We start from the raw sequence: 21,528 nt of genomic DNA on the forward strand, positions 1-21,528 counted from the left end.
GCATGCTCAATATCCTGATTTACCCAATCGCCGAAATTGCAGTGATCGGTATTTTGAGCGGTATTGTGGGCGTTTTGGCTCTGCTGCGCTCGCGTATCTTCTTCGCCGAATCGATAAGCCATGCCACTTTCCCGGGTGCCGTGGTCGGTGTTGTGATAGCCGCGATGATACTCAGCAAAGCGGGAAGCAAAGACCAGGCGGTACTGTCTTTCTGGCTGTTTGTCGGCGCTGCGGTAATGTGTATTCTGCTGACGGTAATAATGCACTGGCTGGCGAAAATTCCCGAGCTGTCCTCGCAGGCATCGGCCGGAATCGTGCTCACTTTCGGTTTTGCCCTGGGTTACTTCCTGAATAAGTGGTGCAGTCCGCTGCCGCTGAATATCGAAAGCTTTTTAACCGGATCGCTGATGCACGTAAATCTGGCAGATGTTGCAGCCGCGCTCGTGGTGCTGGTGTTTGTTCTGGCGGTGCTTCTCGCTTTCGGAAAGAAGCTGATTTTCTACAGTTTTGACGAAGACGGATTTGCCGCTTCGGGGCAGAGCTGCGCGTTTGCCGAAATGCTGATTCTGACGATGGTTGTGGCCACGATTGTGGTTATGATTCCCGCTGTGGGAACTATCCTTTCGATTGCGCTGCTTGCCGCGCCGGCCGCATGTATGAAGTCTTTTGTCGGTTCCGTGGGATCGTTCTTCGTTGCCGCGCCGATCGTCGGTGTGCTGATCGGTCTTGTCGGTTTGGCGGCGGCGGTTTCTTTCAATCTTTCTCCGGGCGGCACGGTGGCGGTGTGCGCCGGCGTGTTTTATTTCGCGGCACTGTTCCTCGGGCGCAAAAGGTAAGCTAAACAGCGGAAGGTAAGCTAAACGGCGGGCGGATGTGCCCGCCGTTTTTATGCCCGGAATTTAATTTCCGCATACGCCCAATTTCGCTTTTATATAACCGGCCGGGCAGCGCAAAAGGTTCGGAGCGCGTAAATCAAGACGTGCTCCGAACCTTTTGCGTGCGTGTTTTGCATTGCCTGTGCGCTGCGAAGTTTATGCGCGGTTTCTTTTCCCGAAGGGAAAAGGGGAAGCGGGCGGCGTTTTACGGCCGCGGGGCACAGGCAGATTTACAGTACGAGGGCGGCAACCCATCCTGCCAGCAGCAACGGGATGTTGAAGTGCAGGAAAGTCGGGATCACGGAGTCTTTGATGTGGTCATGCTGCCCATCGGCATTCAGACCTGCCGTCGGTCCCAGAGTGGAATCGGAGGCAGGAGAGCCCGCGTCGCCCAATGCGCCCGCCGTGCCGATGATGGACACGGTCGCAAGGGTAGAAAAACCGAGAGACATACACAGAGGCACATAAATAGTGGTGATAATGGGCAGTGTTGAGAACGAAGACCCGATTCCCATGGTCACAATCAGTCCCACCAGCAGCATGGCAAATGCCGCAGCGGCCTTGTTTCCCGCAAACATATGCGCAGCTGCCTGCACAAGCGGTTTCACGCTGCCGGTTGCGTTCATCACGGAGGCAAAGCCCTGAGCGGTGATCATAATGAAGCCGATCAGAGACATCATCTTCATCCCCTGGGTGAAGACGTCGTCCGCCTTTCTCCACCGAATTGCGCCGGTGAGCATAAATATGGACAGGCCCACCAAAGAAGCTACGAGCAGACCGTCCGCTTTGAATCCGAGAGACTGCATTACCAGCTGAATTGCAAAAGTGGCCACAATTGCCACCAGCGCAATAATGATTCTGTAGCGGGAGATGGGACCTGCCACGGAGGCGTTTTCCGCAGTTGCGGTGTCTCCCGGAGTGCTTTCGGCAATTGGGCGCGCGCCGTATCTGCGCGGTCTGCGGTAAGAGAAAAAGATGGCGATGAGCAGCCCGGCAAGCATTCCCAGGGCGGGAATCCCCATCGCTTTCATAACGTTTACGCCGCTTACGTCCAGTCCTGCCTTCTGAATGTTTGCAAGCAGAATGTCATGCAGGAATACCGATCCGAAGCCAATCGGCAGATACATATAGGTGGTTACGAGACCGAAAGTGATAATACAGGTTACCATGCGCCTGTCGATATTCAGCCGGTTGAAGACCGTCAGCAGCGGCGGAATAAGCAGCGGAATGAACGCAATATGCACGGGAATCAGATTCTGGCTGGCGACGGCCATCAGCAGGATGCAAAAAAGCATTCCCCATTTTGTCACCGCTGTGACCAGGGAATGCCTGCCTTTGGAATCGGAATCTCCGTTTTCTTTCTCCATTCTCGCCACAAGAGTGTTGGCGAGCAGTTGGGGAAGACCCGAATTTGCCACCGCCATCGCAAAAGCGCCGAGCAAAGCGTAACTGAGGGCAATTTTTGCGCCTCCCGTCAGGCCTTCCTGAAAGGCGAGCATAGTCCCGTCAAATCCCAGACCGCCCGTAAGGCCTCCGACAAGAGCTCCGATGAACAGAGCCATAACTACGTGTACCCGGGCCACGGCGAGCACAAGCATTACAATAACTGCAACCAAAACTGCGTTCATGTGGGTAAGACTAATGCAACTTCCCCCATCTTTCCACTCTTCGCGCCGGGGATTGTTCCAATTCACTTTAATTGGGGGTATTTTGGCGTTTTGTGGGGGAGGGAGGGACAGGCGCGGAGGGCGGCGGGGCGGTTTTGCACAGGTTTCGAGACGGGTATCGGCGCGGATTTTTTGTAAGGGGCGGGTTTGGAGGATCAAAAAGACGGGAGGGGATTTCTTTTCCTCCGCTTGGGAAGCGGGTGAAAAACGGAATATAATTATATGGTATCCCGCAAGGTCAGATTCTCTGCGGCGCGTGGGATAAGTGTTTGGGTGACGGAAGAATTATGTCTGTATTGGATGAAATGATTTTGGCGGCGGCCAAAGAAGAATCGGCGACGGGCGATATTGCCGTTTTCGCCGATCCGCATTTGGAACTGTCCGGATATGCCGTGCGGGAACTGCGGGAAAACGCGGATTTGCGTCTGTTTGTCGGTGCCCGGGATGTGCGGCAGGCTTTCGACACACTTCAGATGGCCGATGAGGCCGGCGTAAGCGAACGCGTATTTGTGGCGGGCTACCAAAGCGAGATTCAGCTTGACATCTTTTTTGACGACGCGCGCAGCGGATTTGGCGGAGTTATGAAACCTGCGCAAATCACGGCTGCGCTCACGCACCTGCCTAAAAGTCTGGAAGAGCTGAGATACTTTGCGCAGTGTGCGGCTTACCGCGCCCCGCAGCCGCTCTCTGCCGCAGATTCTTTCGGTGCGCACGCTGCGGCGCCCTCACCGGTGATGGTTGTGGGAGCAAACAACAAACATCTGGAGCGTTCGCACAGCGCGCTGCTGGGAAGATATTTTGCGTCCGTCCGCGCCGGGCGGGGAAAGGGAAAATTCCGGTGCCTTACCGCCCGCCTGCCGCGTGAGGACGTTGCGCCTTATGCTCCCTCTGCGCACAAAGTGCGGTTTCCCGCAGTGGAGAGGGAATGTACGCTTTTCGCCGTGGGCGGGGTGTTTTCGGGAGCAAAGCCGGATCCGGGCGGAAAATTGCTTGTGGATACCGCTCTCAAAGATTTGCGCACCGGGGGTTTTGCCGACGCTTCGTTTACCGCTGTCGATTTGGGATGCGGAAACGGGCTGGCGTCTTTGGCGTTGACCACGGCATTTCCGAAAGCGTTTGTGCATGCCGTGGATATCGCCGCCGATGCCGTGTGCAGCACGCATTTGACCTGTCTGTCTGCGATTTTGGAGAAGCGTTTTAAAGTGCGCTGGGATGACGCCGGGCAAAGTCTTCCTGCGGGTGAGGCCGATACCGTACTGCTGAATCCCCCGTTTCACCGCGGGCGTGCAGTGGATCCGACACTGGTCAATAACCTGCTGGCAGGGGCTGCGCGGCTGCTGAAGCCCGGCGGAATTTTATATTTTGTGCACAACAGCTGTCTGCGCTACCGTCCGCTGACGGAAAAAATCGGCATGGTAAGCGAGCTGGCCAGAAATCCGAAATTTACCGTACTGCGGGTAATACGAAAATAGCGGCACTGTGCGGTGACGGAGGCCGACGTGCCGCCATCGACAAAGCGGATAAGATCAAATTTTTGTCAGTTTACATTCCATTTGTCGGGTGTGTCTATAAAATGGGCGAATTGTCGAAACATGCTCCGAGGAGGGCAGCTTTGTCGTTATTCTTATCGGCGATAACCTCAGTTTCTGTCCACTTCCCGCTCATCCTCCCATATTTGATTTCTGAGATAAGAAGCTGTTGAAAACAAGGAAGCAGCCTGACAAAGTTGCCACCCAAAATTACATGGTCTACATCAATAATATTAAGTGTGTCGGCAATAGCTCGGCCCAGCGTAGTAGCAGCATTGTCTATTGCGCTTACAGCTGTGGGTACGCCTGCGTTGAAGGAATCAATTAAATCGTCCAGCGTGGATGCGATTGGCATTCCTGCTCTGCGAAACAAGGCGTCCTGTCCGGCGTATTGCTCAAGGCATACGTTCGCTCCGCAGCCGCATTTGGGGCCGGCTGGATCAACACAGATATGCCCGATCTCTCCGGCCCAGGAGTGTTTTCCACCAAATATTTCGCCGTTCAGTACAATCGCCGATCCAATACCCACTTCACTGGAAATGTATAAAAAACAGTGTTTTTGTTTTGTTTTCCCGGGCGGTCGAAAATTTGGGCATACGCAGCTGAATTTGCCTCGTTGTGCAGTATAAGATTGCCGAAAGTGGGAAGAAGCTTAAGGAAATGCATAGGTGAAATATTTTTCCACCCTAAATTGGGGGCGGTTACGATAATTTTTTGGATGTTGTCCACAAGGCCGGTTTGCCAAAATTAAACCGCTGCTTCCGTGAGAATGAAAGGTAATATTTGATGAATTCCGTACTATCTGACGGTACGGGGCAAAATGCAGGACCAAGGCGACAGATAAAAGCGGCCTCTTCCAATGAGATGCGTGCCCGTCGTCTTGGCCTTGTGTTAGCGACTCCGGCTTTGGTGTATATAGTTGTTTTTCTTCTTTTCCCGCTGATATATAACCTGTATCTGAGTATTACGGATGCGAATGGCGGAAATCTTATTTCCGGCGATATGAAATTCAACAGTTTTCATAATTATTCAGTTGTATTGCATGATTTCAATTTCTGGGAAGCATTGCTGCTTTCTGTTATTTTTACGGTTGTATGTTTGATTTTTCAGTATCTGATCGGATTCGGATTAGCCATTTTTTTCCGCAAGCCATTTCCGGGCAACGGAGTTATACGTGCTCTTCTGCTTGTAGGTTGGATTTTGCCTCCTGTGGTGACGGGAACAATTTTTAAATGGATGTTTGATTCTGATTATGGTGTGATTAATTATTTCCTATTGACCCTGGGAATTATTAATGAGCCGATAAAATGGCTGACAGTTGGATTTTCAGCAATGACAGCTGTAATTGTTGCAAATTTATGGATTGGTATTCCGTTTAATATGCTGCTTTTGCTGTCCGGTTTACATACAATTGACGATACTTTATATGAAGCTGCAGCTGTGGATGGAGCTTCGGCGTGGAAACAATTTACCATGATTACTTTTCCTCTAATGAAACCCGTAAGCATATCAGTGCTTTTATTGGGTGTGATTAATACATATAAAGTGTTTGATCTAATTTATACGATGACTAAGGGAGGGCCGGTAAATTCTACTACGACTTTACCTATTTATTCCTATCTCGAGACATTTAAAATATTTAATTTTGGAAATGGTGCAGCTGCTTCTACTCTTACGCTAATTCTTCCGCTTTTGTTGTCGTGGTTTTATGTGCGCAGTTTAAATGAGGAGGATGTTAAATGAAAATTATTGTTGATCAAAATAAAATTTTGCAGCATAAATATAAAACGCGACGCAGGATTAAAAGCCTATTCGCGTGGTGTATCGCGGTAATTTATCTTTTTCCAGTGTATTGGATGATTAACACTTCGCTTAAAACCGGTCACGAAATGTTTGATTCTCCTCCTACATTTTTCCCCACAATTTATATTTCGGATCATATAAAGCGGCTTTTACGGGAAACTATGGTATTTGGACTGCTTTATGGAATTCTGCAGTAATTGCTTTGTCTGTTTTGGTGCTGACTCTCGTAATTGCTGTACCGGTGTCTTATGCGGTAGCCAGAATGCGTGGAGTGGTCACAACGTCTATGATGGTAATGCTTACCGTCGTGCAATTGCTTCCCGCTATTGCGATTTCCATTCCCATGTTTGTGATGTTTAGACAAGTGGAGCTTATTAATACATATATTTCTATTATCATTGCCGATGTATCGGTCACATTGCCTTTTGCCGTGATTTTGCTGCGCCCGTATTTCAGGCAATTTCCTTATGAGGTAGAAGAGGCTGCCAAACTTGATGGGCTTGGTCCGGTGAAAACAATATTAAAAATTATCATTCCGACTATTCGTCCCGGAATTATTATGATTTCTTCTTTTGCTTTTTTGATGGCTTGGGGTGAATTTACTTTTGCGCTGACACTTTCCACAAGACAGGAAATACAGCCACTGACAGTTGCTCTGAATCGTCTTATTGGGCAGTATGGTACCAATTGGAATGATTTGATGGCAGTTGCTACTATTATCGCTTTACCGGTTTTAATTATTTTTATTGCTTTGCAACGTTATATTGTGGCCGGTTTGGCAGGTGGCGCTACAAAAGGATAAAAATGTTTAAGTGCGATCATGTAAAGGGCAATTGAATGTTAAGTAATTTTGACAGGACGGTAAACCGTCTTGGCACATATTCTGCGACTTGGGATTGTATAGCCCGTAAGTATGGAGAAGATATTATTTCTCTTGGTGTCGCCGAAATGGAATTCGAAACCTGTCCTGATGTGAAAAAAGCTATTTTAAGCGCAGCTGATCGCGGAATTTACAGTTATACGGAAATTTTTCCGGAATTTGGAGAATCTTGTGTGAGCTGGTTTTCACGTCGGCACAGATGGGATTTCAGTTCTAAAGAAGTGCTGTTTGCCCCACGGATTATACAACTTACGGCGGCTGTGTTTAATCATCTTTTCAGAAAGGCGAAGGTTGCCACTTTTAGTCCTTACTACGCGCCAATTATTCACGTAATAGCATCTTCCGGGGCGAAGCTAAGAAAAGTTTCGCTACGTAATGATAATGGTATGAGCCGGTGGTGTTTTGATAAAAAGAAGCTTGCCGACGCGTTTGCGGACGCTGATGTTTTTGTTCTGACAAATCCCCATAATCCAACAGGCAGAGTGTGGACTTACGATGAGCTGATGGAAATTGCCAAGTTGGCAGAAAAGCATGATGTTATGCTTTTTTCTGATGATATTCACTGCGATATTTTACGCTCTGATATGAAGTGGATTCCTGTTGCGGGAGTAGTAGCGGAAAATAATCTTAATGTAAAGGTAATTACGTGTGTATCTCCTGCAAAGAGTTTTAATATTGCGGGTATTGAAACTGCCGCCGCAATTGTCAACGATAAGGAATTGTATAAAAATGTAGCAATTTCTTTGGAGAAAACAGGAATTTTCAATCCAAATTATTTTGCGTTACCTGCCGCAATTGCGGCGTGGAGCAGTGATGGAATATGGTTAAATGAGCTAAATAGGTATCTTTCCGATAATCTCTCTTATACTGTGGAAAGATTTACGGGTAAAACGTCGGATTTTACCTGCTATGTTCCCGAAGCTACCTATTTACTTTGGATTGCGGCTTTCGATTTTCTGAAAAAGAAGAACTATCGCGAATTTCCCGGCGTCTACAATGGAGTTTCTGTAAGTCCTGGTAAGTATTATGGAAAAGAATGGTCGGAGTATTTTAGACTTAGTGTCGGCCTTCCGCGAAAAACATTGGATTTAGCTATAAACCGAATCACAGAGAGTCTATGAGTGTTTTGGGAATAGGGTGTGCATCCTGTCAAAGTTCGGTTTGCCTGTAACCGAGTTGCCGTGAAATATTGTCTGCCACTTCTTTCACTACCGGAACCAGTTCTATTACTTCCGACATGCTTTTTTCCAGTGAAAGCGTGGTTATGGAAACCGCGTGGCTCACAGTACCCAAGTGATTGTATATCGGCAGGGCAATGCAGCGAATTCCGGGAACATTTTCTTCGTCGTCTTTGGCCCAGCCCAAATTTCTTACTTCCTGTATTTCCGTGAGCAGTTTGCCATAGGAGGTAATGGTTCGCGGCGTGTGCTCGGCCAGCCCGGTTTCGCGTACATATTTGGCAATGAAAGTATTTTCTTCCTGTGCCAAGAAACATTTTCCGATGGCGGTACTGTGCAGGGGAAGTTTGTCTCCGATGCGTGAAGGTATACGGTAAGGTGTATCGCATTCCTGAATGGTGACGTATATTGCTTCTTTTCCGTTGCGTGCCCCGATATGAACCTGACAATTGATATCTTTAGCCAATTTGCTTATGAAAGGTTTCGCTTTTTCGGAAATGTCAATTTGTTTAAAGGCATTTCCTGCCAGTGACAGAACGGCCGGCCCCGCATAGTAGTTTCCGTTTGTGCTTAAGGTGAGAAATTCGTGCCTAATTAACGTCTGAAGCAGGCGGTGTACGCTTGATTTTGCCAGACCCGTGGAAGATACAATATCTGTAAAACGCGGATGGGACAGTGCTGAACGCAGAACAATAAGTGTTTTGTCCGCGGCGGTAGGGGCTGTGTTCATCGGGAGCCTTTCGGGTGTTGAAACACTAATGAACTATTATTATTGTACAGAGCTTCTGTATCGCAACATATGATTTTGCTAAGTTAAGGTTTTCTGTGTGCCGTTGACGGATATGGACAGTTATGCAAGTTAGATATTTTGTTTTTCGCGGGGGATTTTCTCTGCAGTCAACCTGACGGAGGGGATATCTGTGGATATTGCCGCAGACGTAACGCCACAGTGATATGACTTGTGTCACAATTATATAAGGGGGTCTATTATTTCTCTTCGTATGGAACTAGGGTTCATAGTGTGGAACTTCCACAATTCGGAATTGGAAAACAAAGGAGTATTCTTATGAGCAGAATTGTTGGGATCGATACTTACGATTTCCGTTTTCCCACATCCAACACACTTTCGGGATCGGATGCAATGAATCCGGATCCCGATTATTCGTCTGCGTACGTTAAAATCTCAACTGATGCGGATGACGGCATTACGGGCGTCGGTTTCGTTTTCACTATCGGCAGAGGCAATGACGTGGTGTGCGCGGCAATGAAGTCGATGGCGCACACGCTGATCGGACGTGATGTCGAGCAGCTGCTCGACAATATGCGTTTGGCCTGGGACCTGCTGGTTCACGATTCGCAGCTTCGTTGGCTTGGTCCCGAAAAGGGTGTTGAACACATGGCCATCGGGGCGCTTTTATCTGCATTGTGGGACATAAAGGCAAAACGTGCAGGACTGCCGCTTTGGCGTCTGCTTGCGGAAATGGATCCCGAAGAACTGGTTGCTACACTTGATTTTCGCTATCTGTCGGATGCCCTGCGGCCGGAAGAAGCCGTTGATTTTCTTCGGGACGGACAAAAGGGGAAAGAAGAGCGCATAGCAAATCTTCTTGCATGCGGGTATCCGGGATACTCCACAGCGCCGGGATGGCTTGGGTATTCTGATGAAAAAATGGTTTCTTTGTGCAAGGAAGAGACAGAAAAGAAAGGTTTCAAATTAGTTAAATTAAAAGTTGGCCGAAAAATTGAAGACGATATCAGGAGGCTCGGCCTTGCCAGAGACGCTATTGGCTCCGATGTGCGTCTTGCGGTGGATGCAAATCAGGTTTGGGACGTGCCTACCGCGATTTCGTGGATCAATAATTTCCATGATTTTGATTTATCGTGGGTGGAGGAACCTACGTCTCCGGATGATGTAATCGGACATTCCACCATTGCGCGAGCTATTAATCCCATTCCGGTTGCAACGGGCGAGCATTTGCAGAACCGTATCATGTTTAAACAGTATCTGCAGATGAACGCATTCTCGATTATGCAGGTAGACGCAACGCGTGTAGCCGGTCCGCAGGAAGTTATAATTGAATATCTGTTGGCAAAGAAATTTAATAAACCTGTGTGCCCGCACGCCGGGGGAGTTGGTCTTTGTGAAGCCGTGGCGCATTTTGCGATGTTTGATTATGTTGCATTGTCCGGGACTGTGGAAAACAGACTAATTGAATATGTGGATAATCAGCATGAACATTTCGTTAATCCAACCGTTATCAAAAACGGTAATTATATGCCGCAGCTTGCTCCCGGTAACGGAGCGGAAATGACGCAGGCTACCGCAGAAAAATACCTGTACCGCGGATGATCTTTTAAAATTTCTGCTGCCGCCTGCGCCGCGTTTGGGATATTTGCAGATTGATCTGCTCCAACCGTGGTTTGCAGGCGACAGCGGATTATGTGTAATCACCTCAGTTAAGGACCAAAGAGATGAATACTTCCTTATTATGTATCAAACAAACGATATTTACTAATGCGCTTTTGGCAGCCGACAAATCTCCAAAAGTAAGTCTTAACCCAACAGCCTTACTTGTCAGCATCGTTCTTGGTGTAATTATTCTCATTTTGCTTGTCAGCTGGGTAAAAATTCACCCTTTTGTTTCGATTATGATTGCGGCATTAATTACGGGGATCGGATCCGGATTCGGATTGATGAGCACGGTGCAGGCATTTTTGGACGGTTTTGGAGATACGACAAAATCTGTTGGAATATTGGTTGGTATCGGAGCGATGCTCGGTGCCGTTCTTATGATTACAGGTGCTACCGGTGTTCTCGTAGATGTACTGGTATCGAAATCTTCTCGGAAAATGCTGCCGTGGACAATGGCGTTAATCGGTTCGTTAATCGGACTTCCCCTATTTTTTGATGTCGGTTTAATTATTATGGCGCCTGTAATCATTATGGTTACCAAAAAATCGAAGATGCCGTTGATGATGATTGCCATGCCGGCTTTATCCGGTTTGTGCGCAATGCAGGCATTGGTTCCCCCGCATCCCGGTCCGACTGCCGCTCTGCAGGCGTTTAGCAACGGATCAATGGGGCTGACTATGGGTATGGGAATACTTTTGGCTATTCCGTTGGTAATAATCTGCGGGCCTTTGTTTGCAAAATATGCCACAAAAATTGTTCCCGGAGGGGCTCCCGATACTTTTGCCATGGCAGACAGGATAGGAAATGAGTACGAGGGGCGTAAACCTTCTTTTATTCTGTCGCTGTTCTGTGTTGCAATGCCGGCGATTCTGCTGCTCGTTACTTCTATAGTGATGATGATTAAGCCGGAACTGAGGAAATCCGATGCAATAGGTGCCCAAATACTGCAGTTCATCGGCAATCCCGAGGTTGCTCTTCTTATATCGTTGGTATTTTCCGTTCTGGTACTTTTTGCGACGACACGTTTCCCTTGGGAAAAACTGAATGCCGAGGCGGGAAAAGCACTTGGGCCTATTGCCGGCATCGTGTTTATTCTCGGTGCCGGAGGAGGGTTTAAGAATTTACTCATTGACACCGGCATCGGAGATATGATTACCGAGTTTGTGCGAAATACCGATATTTCAATTTTATTGGTTGCATGGGTTATTGCCGTGTTTGTGCGTGTCGCAACGGGATCTTCCACAGTGTCGGCAATTACAACAGCAGGTATTCTTGCTCCTACGGCAGAAGCTCTTGCCTATAATCAGATTCAGATCGGACTGGTTGTGCTGGCTATCGGAGCCGGATCTTTTATTTTCTCTTTCGTGAACGATGCCGGGCTGTGGTTGGTGAAAGAATACTTTGGGTTTACGTTGCCCGAAATGTTTAAAACTTGGACAGTAATGACCTGTCTCATCTCTTTCATCGGTCTTGTTTTGGTTTACTGTCTGGGGTTGGTTCTGATGTAGTGAGCGGAAAAGCAAGTAAGAATTGCAGTGCGGGGCCGACATACCGTTGGCCCCGCACAGAGCGGTGAAATAAAGGAAAAGGTAGGAATGAGCAGCGAAAAGAAACAGAAAGAAAAGATGTTTTCGGGGATTTACACGCCTTCTGTCACAATTATTGACCAATCGGGGAATATAGATTACGAATCAATGACGAAGCACGTAAATAATCTGATTGACGCAGGAATAAACGGAATACTGTTTTTTGGTTCAATAGGAGAATTTTTTTCTTTTTCTCCTACCGAAAAAGCAGATTTTCTCCGTTATATCTCCGCAGAGACAGCGGGAAGAGTGAAAGTGCTGGCCGGGATCGGCGCAGCGGGGATGAAAGAAGTACTGGATAATGCCTCTGCCGCAGAAAAGGCAGGTGTGGACGGAGTAGTGTGTCTGCCGCCGTTTTATTTCGGGCATTCGGCCGGGCGTGCGCATGATTTTTATGGCTGCCTGTGTTCGCATACCAATCTGCCGATCATGCTTTATAATTTTCCGGAACGCACAGGCGCGGATCTTACTCCCGAACTGGTAGCTGAGCTTGCTGCCAAACATAAAAATATTGTGGGCATCAAGGATACCGTAGACAGCCAGAGCCACGCCCGTAGGATTGTTTCACTGGTAAAGCAGGTGCGTCCTGATTTTTCCGTGTTGTCGGGGTTTGATGAGTATTATTTGGGAAACAGGATTTGCGGTGGCGACGGAGTCCTCTCCGGTCTGACAAATATAATTCCGGAGGTTTTTGTACGGATGCACAGAGCGTATAATCAGGGGAATTATGCTGTGTGTCAAAATGCGTTGGCAGAAATTATGCGCGTGGCCTCCCTTTATGAGATAGGCGATTTGTTTATTTCGGGAATAAAAGAGGGCGTGCGTGTCAGGGGCATTTCCTGTTCTTCGGCCATGCGTGCTCCGGCAACTGAGCTGACGGAGAAAGAAAAGGCAGAGGTGGCGGCTGTTCTTGCCCCATATCTGTAAGGCACGTTTTTGCATCTTTCGGAACGCAAATGGGATTCTGTGCATCGGTTCGGCTGGTGAAACAGTGAATGCGGTGTCACAATTGTTCTGTAATTTGTTGTCATGCCGGTTATGGCGGGAAGTTTCTTCTCACGGAATGATGTAAGTAGGTTTCAATGTCCGAAACTAAGACGGCTGTAATGCGGGACAAGTCTGATGCGGGATACGGCAAAGCACTGAAAAACCGACATATCCAGATGATTGCCATCGGTGGATCCATCGGTACGGGACTGTTCCTCGGAGCCGGCGGAAGGCTTTCGCAGGGCGGTCCCGCTTTGGCGGTTTCATACGCGCTGTGCGGATTTTTTGCCCTGATTATGGTGCGCGCATTGGGCGAGCTGACCGTACACCGTCCGTCTTCGGGTGCATTTGTGTCTTATGCCCGCGAATTTCTTGGGGAAAAGGCGGCTTACGTTACCGGATGGCTGTTTTTTCTGGACTGGTCCGTTACGGTGATGGCCGATATTACGGCGGTAGCCCTTTATCTGCGGTACTGGGCATTTTTTGATTCCGTACCCCAGTGGGTGCTCGCCACGGCTGCGCTCGCGGTTGTGTTTACCCTCAATGTGTTCAGCGTAAAATTTTTCGGCGAGTTTGAATTCTGGTTTGCGGCAATAAAAATCTTCGCAATTCTTTCTTTCATGGTTATCGCGATTTGGGCGATTCTCAGCGGTGCTGCTGTGGGGAACGAAACGGCGGGTCTGCATAATCTGGTGAATCACGGCGGATTTTTCCCGATGGGCGTGCTGCCGATGTTTACGCTGTCTTTGGGTGTGATTTTTGCTTTCGGCGGTACCGAAATGGTGGGCGTGGCTGCCGGCGAGGCTTCCGAAGCCGGGGAAGTGCTCCCCAAAGCGATTAATTCCATGATTTTCCGCATCGCTTTTTTCTATGTCGGCTCGGTAATTCTCATGACGCTGGTTCTCCCATGGACCGCGTACAGCGCCAACGAATCCCCGTTTGTGACGTTCTTCGCCGGAATCGGAATTCCGCACGCCGGCGACATCATGCAGGTAGTGGTGCTTACCGCCGCACTTTCTTCGCTGAACGCCGGCCTGTATGCCACCGGGCGCACCCTCCGTTCGCTTGCCGTGGCGGGAGAGGCGCCGAAAATCGCCTCCAGACTGAACAAACACAGAGTTCCGGTAGGCGGTATCTCGATTACCGCGCTGTTGGGGCTGGTCGGAGTGCTGATTAACTATGCGTATCCTACCCGGGCATTTGAAATTGTGATGAACCTTGCTGCGATCGGAATTGCCGGAACCTGGATTTCCGTTCTCGTTTCCCATTGGTCTTTTGTGTATAAATCCCGCCGTGGGGGAACCGCCCGCCCCGGATACCGTCTGCCTTTTGCTCCCTGGTCAAATCTGGCGGCGATTATTTTCTTCGCCGGCGTGATCGTCTCCATGGCTTTTGACGGCGGGGGCATCGGCAGGCAGACCCTGTTTCTGTTTGCCGCAGTGGCTGTGGCAATGGTGATCGGGTGGTTTGCGGTACGCAACCGTATCGATCCCGATCTGATGGATTCTCTGCTTGAGGGGGAAAACGAATCCCTTCCGTCTGCGGCGCAGGAGTGAAAATGCGAATTCAGGTGATTTATACCGGCGGAACCATAGGCATGGAACCTTCTGCGCAAGGATTGGTTCCCGGGGAAAACAGCGCCGCTTTCGCCGCCTGGTTTGGGGAACTCTGCGCGGAATTTTCCGCAGGGACGGATATTCGTTTTTCCCGGCTGCCGACGTTGATTGATTCTTCCAATGCGACGCCTTTGGATTGGCAGCGGATTCTGGACGCCATTTCCGCCGCGCCTGCCGATGCCTATGTGGTTTTGCACGGCACCGACACGATGAGCTATACGGCGGCAGCACTTTCCTATGCGCGCGCGGGCAACGACACTCCCGTGATACTCACCGGCGCCCAGCTTCCCTACAATGCGCCCGGATCGGATGCGGGCAAGAATGTGTTTGGCGCGCTGAAGGCGGCAAACACATCCCGCACGCGCGGTGTATGCCTCTATTTCGGCAACTGTCTGCTGGCGGGAAACAGAAGCACAAAAATTTCCTCCATGGGTTTTGACGGTTTTGACACTCCTTTGGTGTATCCGCTGGCTACCGCGGGAGTTCCGTGGCGGTGGGCGGAAAGTACGGCCAAGCCGCTTTCCGCCTCCTCTCCGGTGCCGCTGCCGTGGGGGAAACCGGCTCCCTACCGGTGTCATGACGTTATAATTTTGGATTTGGCTCCCGGAATGAGTGTGCAGCGGCTGCAAAAGATGCTGACTCCTCCGCCCGAAGCCCTGATTATCCGCGCTTTCGGAGTGGGAAACTGCCCTTCGGCCGAACCGGGTTTTGTGCAGGTGCTCGCCGACCTGTGTGCCGCAGATATCCCGGTGGTTGTTTCCTCCCAGTGCCAGTCGGCCGACGTTACCCTAAAGGCATACGAAACAGGGCAGGTTCTGGCAAATGCCGGCTGTGTCGGCTCTGCCGACATGACCTTGGAAGCAACCTATGCCAAACTTGTTTTTCTGCTTTCACAGGGTCTGAGCGGCAGAGAAATCCGCAGTTGGATGACGCGGTCTGTGTGCGGGGAACTGTCTTAGCTCCGTGCTTTGCCCGGTCTTCCGCCTTTCACGCCGCTCCGTTTGGGGAGATGTGAAAGGCGGAGCGGAATCAGTGATGGACCACCACGGTTGTGCCCTGCGGAGCCCAGTCGTAAAGCCACTTTGCGTGGGGAACCGGTGTGTTTACGCAGCCATGGGAAGCCTGGAATCCCCAGGAGTGCCACCACGGCGCGCCGTGGATCGCGTAGCTTCCCTTGAAGAACATATTCCACGGCACATCTTTGGTCAGATAGGGCGTGCCGTCTGGACCCGTTCCGCGCATATCCTGCTTCGCGGTCTTATGCCAGATTTTAAAAGTACCCTCCGCGGTGGGTGTTCTGTTCGTTCCCGTCACCACGGTGATTGGGCCGCGCACTACCGTTGTGCCCTCGTAAGCCGTCATTTTGAATGTGGACAGATTCACGTCAATCCATTTTTCGCCGGCGGTCGGCTGGTATGCCAGCTGTTTTCCGTCCGGGGATGTTTCGATTATCCGGTCTTCCCACTGCAGCTCGCCGGTTTTGGTTTTCACTTCCGCAGTGGCGCCGTTATTCTTTTCCAGCTGTTCAATAATTATTTTTACAACTTCGTCGCTGTTGGTTACGTGCACCTCGGGCACCGCTTTTTTGATGATGCGTATGACTACGCCGTCTTTGTCCACAGCGCGCACGCCTTTTGTGCTGCCGTGGCTGATTTCCGAAGTCTTGGCGGAAATCCACTCCTTCACTTTGTCCCGGTTAAAAGATACGTCCTTTTGGTTTATGCTGACCCACGGTATTTTTTCTTCTTTCGTGGGGGAGATGGTGTCTTCGCCCACGCGCAGCCGCACCTCGGCGGAAAGAAGCCTGTTCGCCTCGTTCGCGGCACGGCTGAATTCCTGTGCCTGCCGCTGCGGATTTATCTCTTTGACCTGCAGGGGGAAAGAAAGTGATTTCTGTGCGGCGGCAAGTTTGCGGGCTCCGGCTTCAATGTCCTGCGGGTCGACGCCCCGGCCCGGTTTTCCCTCCGTAACCGTGAATTTTCCGTTTACGGCGGAGACTGCGGGTTCGCGTACCCGGTCCTTCACCGTGGAAACAATAATTTTATCCGCAAACCGCTGCGTTTTTTCCGCGTCGGCAACCAGCAGGGGCGCAGTCGTGTCGGAAGTGAACAGACCGGTGAGATACCGTATCGGTGACCGCCCGGAGGCAAACGCCAGATCCGCGGTTTTCCGCGCGTCCAGGGTGTAGCCCATATCGGCAAGTGTTGCCTGGGTCTGCCGGATTCCCTCGCCGCTGAAAGTGACCTTTTCCGTCTGCGCGGATTTCTCCAGTTCGGCGCAAATCTGCGCCCGCGTCATGCCCGTTACGCTTACGTTTCCTATTTTTGTGCCGGGAAGCGCCCGCGCGCTCAGAGCAAAAAACAGCACGTAGGCAACAAAGGCAGCCGCCAAAATTCCGAGGGCAGCGCATAAACAAACAACGGTTTTCTTTCTTTTCGTCATTTTGTCTTCCGGGTAAAGGATTGTTATTCGGGGCAGACGGCTTCCGGCCTGCACCTATCCCAGTTTAACCCAACTTTTGGGGGCGGAACGAAAAATAATCCGCTTTCGTTCCCGGATGTGACCGTTATTGCTCTTCGGGTGTGGGATTCGTCTCCGCGTATGCCCGTACGTTTTCTTTTTCGTCTTTTTCCGCGCCAATGCGTCTGCGTTCAGCCGCAATCAGATTCTGCCGGGCGGCCGCGGCCGTTTCGGACTGTGCGGCGAAATCGCCGAATTGCGCGGTTTTCTCCTGCAGCATCCGATGGATACGGGCATCGATTCCGGTTTCCGAAATAAGCCGGAATACCTGCACGGATTCCGCCCGTCCCATGCGGTGCGCGCGGGCAACGGCCTGCCATTCCACGGTCGGTTTAAGCTGGGGTTCGCAGATAATCACCACGCCTGCCGCCTGGATATTGAGCCCGACTCCGCCCGCATTGATCTGCGCCAGAAGAATTTGCGCTTCATCTTTTTGCGTAAAATCATCCACCATCCGCTGCCTTTTCTCCGCATCCACCGCTCCGCTCAGCACGCCGACGGCGGTGGGGAAAGCTCTGTGCAGCAGGGAAAGCGTCTGCAAAAAATAGGAATAAATCAGTACTTTCCGTCCATTTGCCGCAGCTTCTTCGGTGATCTGCCTGATTCGCGCGAGTTTTACCGAATCGGGATCGCACAGCGCGGCCCGGCGCATGGCCATGAAATTACCGTCCTTCACCGCGGCTTCGTAAATTTCACGGTCCTGTGCGCCCAGCGGCAGCCATTCTTCGTATTCCAGCAGTTCGGGCAGCTCGGCAAGCACATCTTCCTGTCTGCGGCGCAGATAAACGGGCGCGATCTGGGCGCGGAAACTGCGCGGAAGAGTGGAAGCGCGCAGTGCGAGCCCCGGCTGAATATAGCGAATCAGCGTCCGAAATTCCTCGGTTCTGTTTTCCATCGGAGTTCCGGTGAGCAGTGCCGCGTAGCGCGCATTGTTCAGGATGAATCCCGTTCTGCGGGCACGTTTGGTTTCGGGATTCTTAATATAATGCGCCTCGTCGATTACCGCGCAGTCCAAAGAGGCATGTTTCGGCAGAAAACTCCCTTCAAACAGGGGCAGAAACCATCCGAGGGTTTCGTAGGTGGTGACGGCGACACCGCCTTTCTCCATCCACTGCCGCGCCTGCTCCTCCCGCCGCGTTCCGTGCAGACTCAGGCCGTTGAGGGAAGTTTTTCCTTCGATCTCGCGCAGCCAGTTCGTAACCACTGCCGCCGGGCAGACAACCAGTGTGTGTGCCGTTTTCCGCCCGTGCAGATGTGCGGCTGCGGCAAGTGCTTCCACGGTTTTCCCCAGTCCCATTTCGTCACCGAGGATTACCTTTCCCTGAGTCAGAATAAACTGCGCCCCGAAACGCTGGTATCCGCGCAGGTTGGCTTTCAGAGCGTCGGTATTCAGTGCGGTGGACTGCACTTTTTGGGCGATCTGCAGGGGAAGATCGCCGCGGATTTTCTTCGCGTCCGAGGTGAGAATCCCCAATTCCGCCAGCTGCGCGTAAAAATGCGCGGGATTTTTGCGAAATTGCGTCTTTAGGGTCTCGTCCCCGATTTTCTCCCTCCGTTCGCGCACGTCCGCGGCAATCCGGGAATAATTCCGGGCAAGATCGCGGCACTCTCCGAGCAGATCGAGAAAACTGCGGGCAGTGGCGGAGCGTCCGATAACGATTAAATGCCGGGCATGAAACGTGAGCTGGTAACTGCGCGGTTTGATGCCTGCGGCAAAGCTGAGCGCGGATCTGTGCCCGACCGCTTCCCGAAGCGTATCCCACCTGTACACCGCGCGCAGAAGTTCCGTTTCGCTGCGGTCCAAACTCTCCGGCCGCAGGCGTACGGGCGTTTGTGTAAATACATCCCTTTTCAGCGCATGCAGTGCCGCACTGAGATTTTCCGCGGTGGCGGAGCCGATACCGGGCAGTGAGCGGATTTTTCCCCCGAGGGCATATAACTCTCCGACCGTGTTAATCCCCAGATCTGCGATTTTCCCCAGTTTCAGGCGTTCGCTGCCCGCGTCTTTCAGCCTGTTCAGCGGCATGTCGCGCAGGCGGTCAAGCGTCAGACGTTCCCGCAGCGCCTCGGCGGCATTCACGCATTCTTCCCGGCAACGCTGCAGTTCATGGGTTATTTCGGAAAGTTTGGAGATAATTTTGTAAAAATCCTGAAACTGCGGCCGGGAAAGATTCAGCGCGTCGATTCCCTCTTCGCTGTCCTCAGCGGAAAACAGTGCGGCGAGAGCGAATTTTGGGTTCAGCGCATCGGCAGGATCCGCGGGAGGGGGCGTGCGGCGCAGATTTTCAAAATCTACCGCCTGTGCGTCAAAACCGATCTGTCTGCCGCGCGCGCACAGCCTGCGGAGAAAATCGGCCGCTATTTCCCCCTGCCGCAGTGCCCGCTGCGGGGGCGCAAAATCCGCGCCGGTGCCGGCTTCCGCGTGCTGCCTGCGGATGCTGCGGCGCACTTCGGGCAGCACGCCGGCGTCCCTGTATGCGCGTGCCCCGCTTTCGCAAAGAATTTCCGTAAATGCCGCCGTGCGCGAATCCGGTGCGGTGATCTGCCGCAGTCTTGCCCTGGCGGTGAGCAGAACGGAAGCCGAATCCGGCAGCGGCAGCAGCGTCCAGCGCGGCTCGGAGTGGGGAAGACTGACCGCTGTTTCGGCAAGTCTGCGTCCCGCGAGACGGCTTTCGCGTAAAATCTGCATGCGTAGGCTGCGGTAGGCGGCAGTGGCTTCCAGCCATTGTCCGACCTGCCCGTAGACGTCCAAAAAATCGTCTTCGCCCGTATTTCGGCTTTTGTTCATCCTCTTTATTATAAAAGATAAAATATCCCTCCGGGCGGCCGTTATTTCCCGGTTCCGCTTTTTTGCGCCACAATAGGTGTATGGCAGAAGATACGCACCGCGCCGGCCGCGGATGGCCGGAATTGGACCGGCGGGGCAGACAGGCACTTGCCGCTCTTATTCCCGATCCGCGGACTCTGTGCGCCGCCGGAGGAAAAGCGGCTGAATACAGACAGCAGTACGCCGCGCTGACGGGCTCGCCGATCGGCTCCCTTCCGCTGACGCAGCCCGGCGCCGTTCCCGCTCTTTTTACCCGGGCACGTGCGGCAGGGCGGAAGTGGGACGCCTTGGGTTTTCGCGAACGGCGGCGGATTATTCTGCGTTTCACGGATCTGCTGCTTGCCCTGCGCGATCCGCTTCTCGATCTTCTGCAGTGGGAAAACGGCAAAGACCGCGGCAGTGCTTTTGAGGAATACTACGACGCAGTTCAAAACTGCCTGTTTTATGCGCGGCGGGCACACAGAATTTTGCGTGCGCGAAAAGTTCCCGGGGCAATACCGCTTTTGACGTCCGTTACCGTGCGGTATCGAGCCAAAGGGGCCGTGGGAATAATCTCTCCCTGGAATTACCCGCTTTCGCTGGCGTTTTCCGATGCCGTGGCGGCACTGATGGCCGGCAACGCGGTAGTGCTGAAGCCGGATTCGCTTACTCCGTATTCGGCTTTGGCCGTAAAATCCCTTCTTTTGCGGGCAGGTCTTCCGCGGGACGTGTTTTCGGTGGCAGTAGGTTCCGGGCGTGCCCTCGGGGCGGCATTTGCCGCGAATGCGGATTATCTGATGTTTACCGGTTCGACTGCCGTCGGCCGCAGTGCCGCCGCAGCCGCGGGAGAAAATCTGATCGGTGTTTCCGCCGAGCTGGGCGGGAAAAACGCAATGATTGTGCGCGCCGACGCACCCGCCGCGCGCGCGGCAAAAAGCGCCGTAAAAGCCTGTTTTTCCTCTTCGGGGCAGCTGTGCGTCTCGGTGGAACGGATCTATGTGCACGAAAATATCTGGGATACCTTTGTGCCCGCTTTCCTTGCAGCCGTGAAGACGATGAAAACCGGTGTGTCGATGGATTGGGATACGGATATGGGGCCGCTGATATCCGAAAAACAGATGCGGAAGGTAAATGCGCATGTGCGTGACGCGCTGTCCAAAGGGGCAACCGTTCTTGCCGGAGGGATTGCGGATCCGAAAAATTCCGGGCGCATCTTCCCTCCGACCGTTTTAACCGGCGTAACGCGGGAGATGGATCTGTTTGCGCAGGAAACTTTCGGCCCCGTGGTTGCCCTTTACCGCGTTGGCGGCGACAGTGAGGCGGTAGAGCTGGCAAATGCCGTACGATACGGATTAAACAGCGTGATTTGGACCGGCGATTTCGCGGCAGGCCGGGCGCTGGCGAAAAAATTGGAAACCGGTTTGGTGAATATCAACGACGGCTATGCCGCCGCATGGGGTTCCGTGCATGCGCCTTTGGGAGGAATGAAGGACTCGGGTCTTTCCTACCGCCACGGCAGGGAAGGGATAGTGAAATACACCGACATCCAGACGGTGGCCGCGCAGAAACTGATGACCGTTTCGCCTCCCCCGCATGTCGGAGAAAAAATGTGGGCGGCCGGTCTGACGGCATATGCGCGGATCAGAAGAAAATTTGGAATCTGAAAAG

The 21,528-nt window shown here is 51.9% G+C and carries 15 protein-coding genes and 1 pseudogene; 11 read left to right on the forward strand and 5 right to left on the reverse strand.

Going from position 1 to position 21,528, the window contains the following annotated elements; genetic code table 11:
* Window positions 1-2: 2 nt before the first annotated feature.
* A complete protein-coding gene (locus tag HMPREF1631_RS02895; protein ID WP_034232257.1) occupies window positions 3-836 on the forward strand; it encodes a metal ABC transporter permease in 834 nt (277 codons plus the stop codon).
* Between the two features lie 269 nt (window positions 837-1,105).
* On the opposite strand, the gene HMPREF1631_RS02900 is transcribed toward HMPREF1631_RS02895, so the two are convergent.
* Window positions 1,106-2,503, reverse strand: coding sequence for a Na+/H+ antiporter family protein (locus HMPREF1631_RS02900; RefSeq protein WP_034232260.1), 1,398 nt, complete (start codon window positions 2,501-2,503; stop codon window positions 1,106-1,108).
* Between the two features lie 326 nt (window positions 2,504-2,829).
* On the opposite strand from HMPREF1631_RS02900, the gene HMPREF1631_RS06775 reads away from it, so the two are divergent.
* The gene (locus HMPREF1631_RS06775; protein ID WP_052047000.1) at window positions 2,830-4,014 is read left to right on the forward strand and encodes a class I SAM-dependent methyltransferase; all 1,185 of its coding nucleotides are present in this window, start codon (window positions 2,830-2,832) and stop codon (window positions 4,012-4,014) included.
* Between the two features lie 94 nt (window positions 4,015-4,108).
* Here the strand turns inward: HMPREF1631_RS06775 and HMPREF1631_RS06970 are convergent.
* A pseudogene (locus HMPREF1631_RS06970) lies at window positions 4,109-4,630 on the reverse strand (ROK family protein); the annotation flags it as partial.
* A gap of 305 nt (window positions 4,631-4,935) precedes the next feature.
* On the opposite strand from HMPREF1631_RS06970, the gene HMPREF1631_RS02920 reads away from it, so the two are divergent.
* From HMPREF1631_RS02920 to HMPREF1631_RS02930, 3 genes are all read left to right on the forward strand, one after another.
* Window positions 4,936-5,814, forward strand: a complete 879-nt coding sequence (locus HMPREF1631_RS02920) for a carbohydrate ABC transporter permease (RefSeq protein ID WP_052047001.1) — start codon at window positions 4,936-4,938, stop codon at window positions 5,812-5,814.
* 262 nt (window positions 5,815-6,076) lie between these two features.
* Complete coding sequence (locus HMPREF1631_RS02925; protein ID WP_232215411.1) at window positions 6,077-6,676, forward strand: carbohydrate ABC transporter permease; 600 nt, start codon at window positions 6,077-6,079, stop codon at window positions 6,674-6,676.
* 35 nt (window positions 6,677-6,711) lie between these two features.
* Window positions 6,712-7,875: a MalY/PatB family protein gene (locus tag HMPREF1631_RS02930; protein WP_034232269.1), complete on the forward strand. Its 1,164-nt coding sequence runs from the start codon at window positions 6,712-6,714 to the stop codon at window positions 7,873-7,875.
* A gap of 28 nt (window positions 7,876-7,903) precedes the next feature.
* On the opposite strand, the gene HMPREF1631_RS02935 is transcribed toward HMPREF1631_RS02930, so the two are convergent.
* Complete coding sequence (locus tag HMPREF1631_RS02935; RefSeq protein WP_034232272.1) at window positions 7,904-8,662, reverse strand: IclR family transcriptional regulator; 759 nt, start codon at window positions 8,660-8,662, stop codon at window positions 7,904-7,906.
* 336 nt (window positions 8,663-8,998) lie between these two features.
* Between HMPREF1631_RS02935 and HMPREF1631_RS02940 the strand changes: the two genes are divergently transcribed.
* The 5 genes from HMPREF1631_RS02940 (at window position 8,999) to HMPREF1631_RS02960 (ending at window position 15,493) form a co-directional block, all read left to right on the forward strand.
* Complete coding sequence (locus tag HMPREF1631_RS02940) at window positions 8,999-10,282, forward strand: enolase C-terminal domain-like protein (RefSeq protein WP_034232275.1); 1,284 nt, start codon at window positions 8,999-9,001, stop codon at window positions 10,280-10,282.
* A gap of 173 nt (window positions 10,283-10,455) precedes the next feature.
* Entirely contained in the window at window positions 10,456-11,853 is a 1,398-nt protein-coding gene (locus HMPREF1631_RS02945; RefSeq protein ID WP_232215412.1) for a GntP family permease, read from the forward strand.
* Between the two features lie 87 nt (window positions 11,854-11,940).
* The gene (locus HMPREF1631_RS02950) at window positions 11,941-12,858 is read left to right on the forward strand and encodes a dihydrodipicolinate synthase family protein (RefSeq protein ID WP_232215413.1); all 918 of its coding nucleotides are present in this window, start codon (window positions 11,941-11,943) and stop codon (window positions 12,856-12,858) included.
* Window positions 12,859-13,013: 155 nt separating this feature from the next.
* On the forward strand, window positions 13,014-14,474 hold the full coding sequence (locus tag HMPREF1631_RS02955; RefSeq protein ID WP_034232276.1) for an amino acid permease: 1,461 nt from the start codon (window positions 13,014-13,016) through the stop codon (window positions 14,472-14,474).
* 2 nt (window positions 14,475-14,476) lie between these two features.
* Window positions 14,477-15,493 (forward strand): asparaginase, encoded by a 1,017-nt coding sequence (locus tag HMPREF1631_RS02960; RefSeq protein WP_034232741.1) that lies wholly within the window; start codon window positions 14,477-14,479, stop codon window positions 15,491-15,493.
* A 70-nt stretch (window positions 15,494-15,563) separates the two neighbouring features.
* Here HMPREF1631_RS02960 and HMPREF1631_RS02965 read toward each other — a convergent pair whose 3' ends face one another.
* Together HMPREF1631_RS02965 and HMPREF1631_RS02970 are read right to left on the reverse strand one after the other, a co-directional pair.
* Complete coding sequence (locus HMPREF1631_RS02965; protein ID WP_156956204.1) at window positions 15,564-16,976, reverse strand: L,D-transpeptidase family protein; 1,413 nt, start codon at window positions 16,974-16,976, stop codon at window positions 15,564-15,566.
* A gap of 124 nt (window positions 16,977-17,100) precedes the next feature.
* Window positions 17,101-19,842 carry a DEAD/DEAH box helicase gene (locus HMPREF1631_RS02970; RefSeq protein WP_156956205.1) on the reverse strand — a complete coding sequence of 914 codons (2,742 nt, stop codon included), beginning with the start codon at window positions 19,840-19,842 and terminating at the stop codon, window positions 17,101-17,103.
* Window positions 19,843-19,922: 80 nt separating this feature from the next.
* Between HMPREF1631_RS02970 and HMPREF1631_RS02975 the strand changes: the two genes are divergently transcribed.
* Window positions 19,923-21,524 carry a succinic semialdehyde dehydrogenase gene (locus tag HMPREF1631_RS02975; RefSeq protein WP_052047005.1) on the forward strand — a complete coding sequence of 534 codons (1,602 nt, stop codon included), beginning with the start codon at window positions 19,923-19,925 and terminating at the stop codon, window positions 21,522-21,524.
* Window positions 21,525-21,528: the final 4 nt, after the last annotated feature.

The sequence above is a fragment of the Arcanobacterium sp. S3PF19 genome (assembly GCF_000758825.1).
Classification (GTDB): Bacteria; Actinomycetota; Actinomycetes; order Actinomycetales; family Actinomycetaceae; genus Arcanobacterium_A.

What these genes read in the sequence shown, in the direction of transcription:
- HMPREF1631_RS02895 (WP_034232257.1), top strand. Translation starts at nt 3, where the DNA reads ATGCTCAATATCCTGATTTACCCAATCGCCGAAATTGCAGTGATCGGT.
- HMPREF1631_RS02900 (WP_034232260.1), bottom strand. Translation starts at nt 2,503, where the DNA reads ATGAACGCAGTTTTGGTTGCAGTTATTGTAATGCTTGTGCTCGCCGTG.
- HMPREF1631_RS06775 (WP_052047000.1), top strand. Translation starts at nt 2,830, where the DNA reads ATGTCTGTATTGGATGAAATGATTTTGGCGGCGGCCAAAGAAGAATCG.
- HMPREF1631_RS02920 (WP_052047001.1), top strand. Translation starts at nt 4,936, where the DNA reads ATGCGTGCCCGTCGTCTTGGCCTTGTGTTAGCGACTCCGGCTTTGGTG.
- HMPREF1631_RS02930 (WP_034232269.1), top strand. Translation starts at nt 6,712, where the DNA reads ATGTTAAGTAATTTTGACAGGACGGTAAACCGTCTTGGCACATATTCT.
- HMPREF1631_RS02935 (WP_034232272.1), bottom strand. Translation starts at nt 8,662, where the DNA reads ATGAACACAGCCCCTACCGCCGCGGACAAAACACTTATTGTTCTGCGT.
- HMPREF1631_RS02940 (WP_034232275.1), top strand. Translation starts at nt 8,999, where the DNA reads ATGAGCAGAATTGTTGGGATCGATACTTACGATTTCCGTTTTCCCACA.
- HMPREF1631_RS02950 (WP_232215413.1), top strand. Translation starts at nt 11,941, where the DNA reads ATGAGCAGCGAAAAGAAACAGAAAGAAAAGATGTTTTCGGGGATTTAC.
- HMPREF1631_RS02955 (WP_034232276.1), top strand. Translation starts at nt 13,014, where the DNA reads ATGTCCGAAACTAAGACGGCTGTAATGCGGGACAAGTCTGATGCGGGA.
- HMPREF1631_RS02960 (WP_034232741.1), top strand. Translation starts at nt 14,477, where the DNA reads ATGCGAATTCAGGTGATTTATACCGGCGGAACCATAGGCATGGAACCT.
- HMPREF1631_RS02965 (WP_156956204.1), bottom strand. Translation starts at nt 16,976, where the DNA reads ATGACGAAAAGAAAGAAAACCGTTGTTTGTTTATGCGCTGCCCTCGGA.
- HMPREF1631_RS02970 (WP_156956205.1), bottom strand. Translation starts at nt 19,842, where the DNA reads ATGAACAAAAGCCGAAATACGGGCGAAGACGATTTTTTGGACGTCTAC.
- HMPREF1631_RS02975 (WP_052047005.1), top strand. Translation starts at nt 19,923, where the DNA reads ATGGCAGAAGATACGCACCGCGCCGGCCGCGGATGGCCGGAATTGGAC.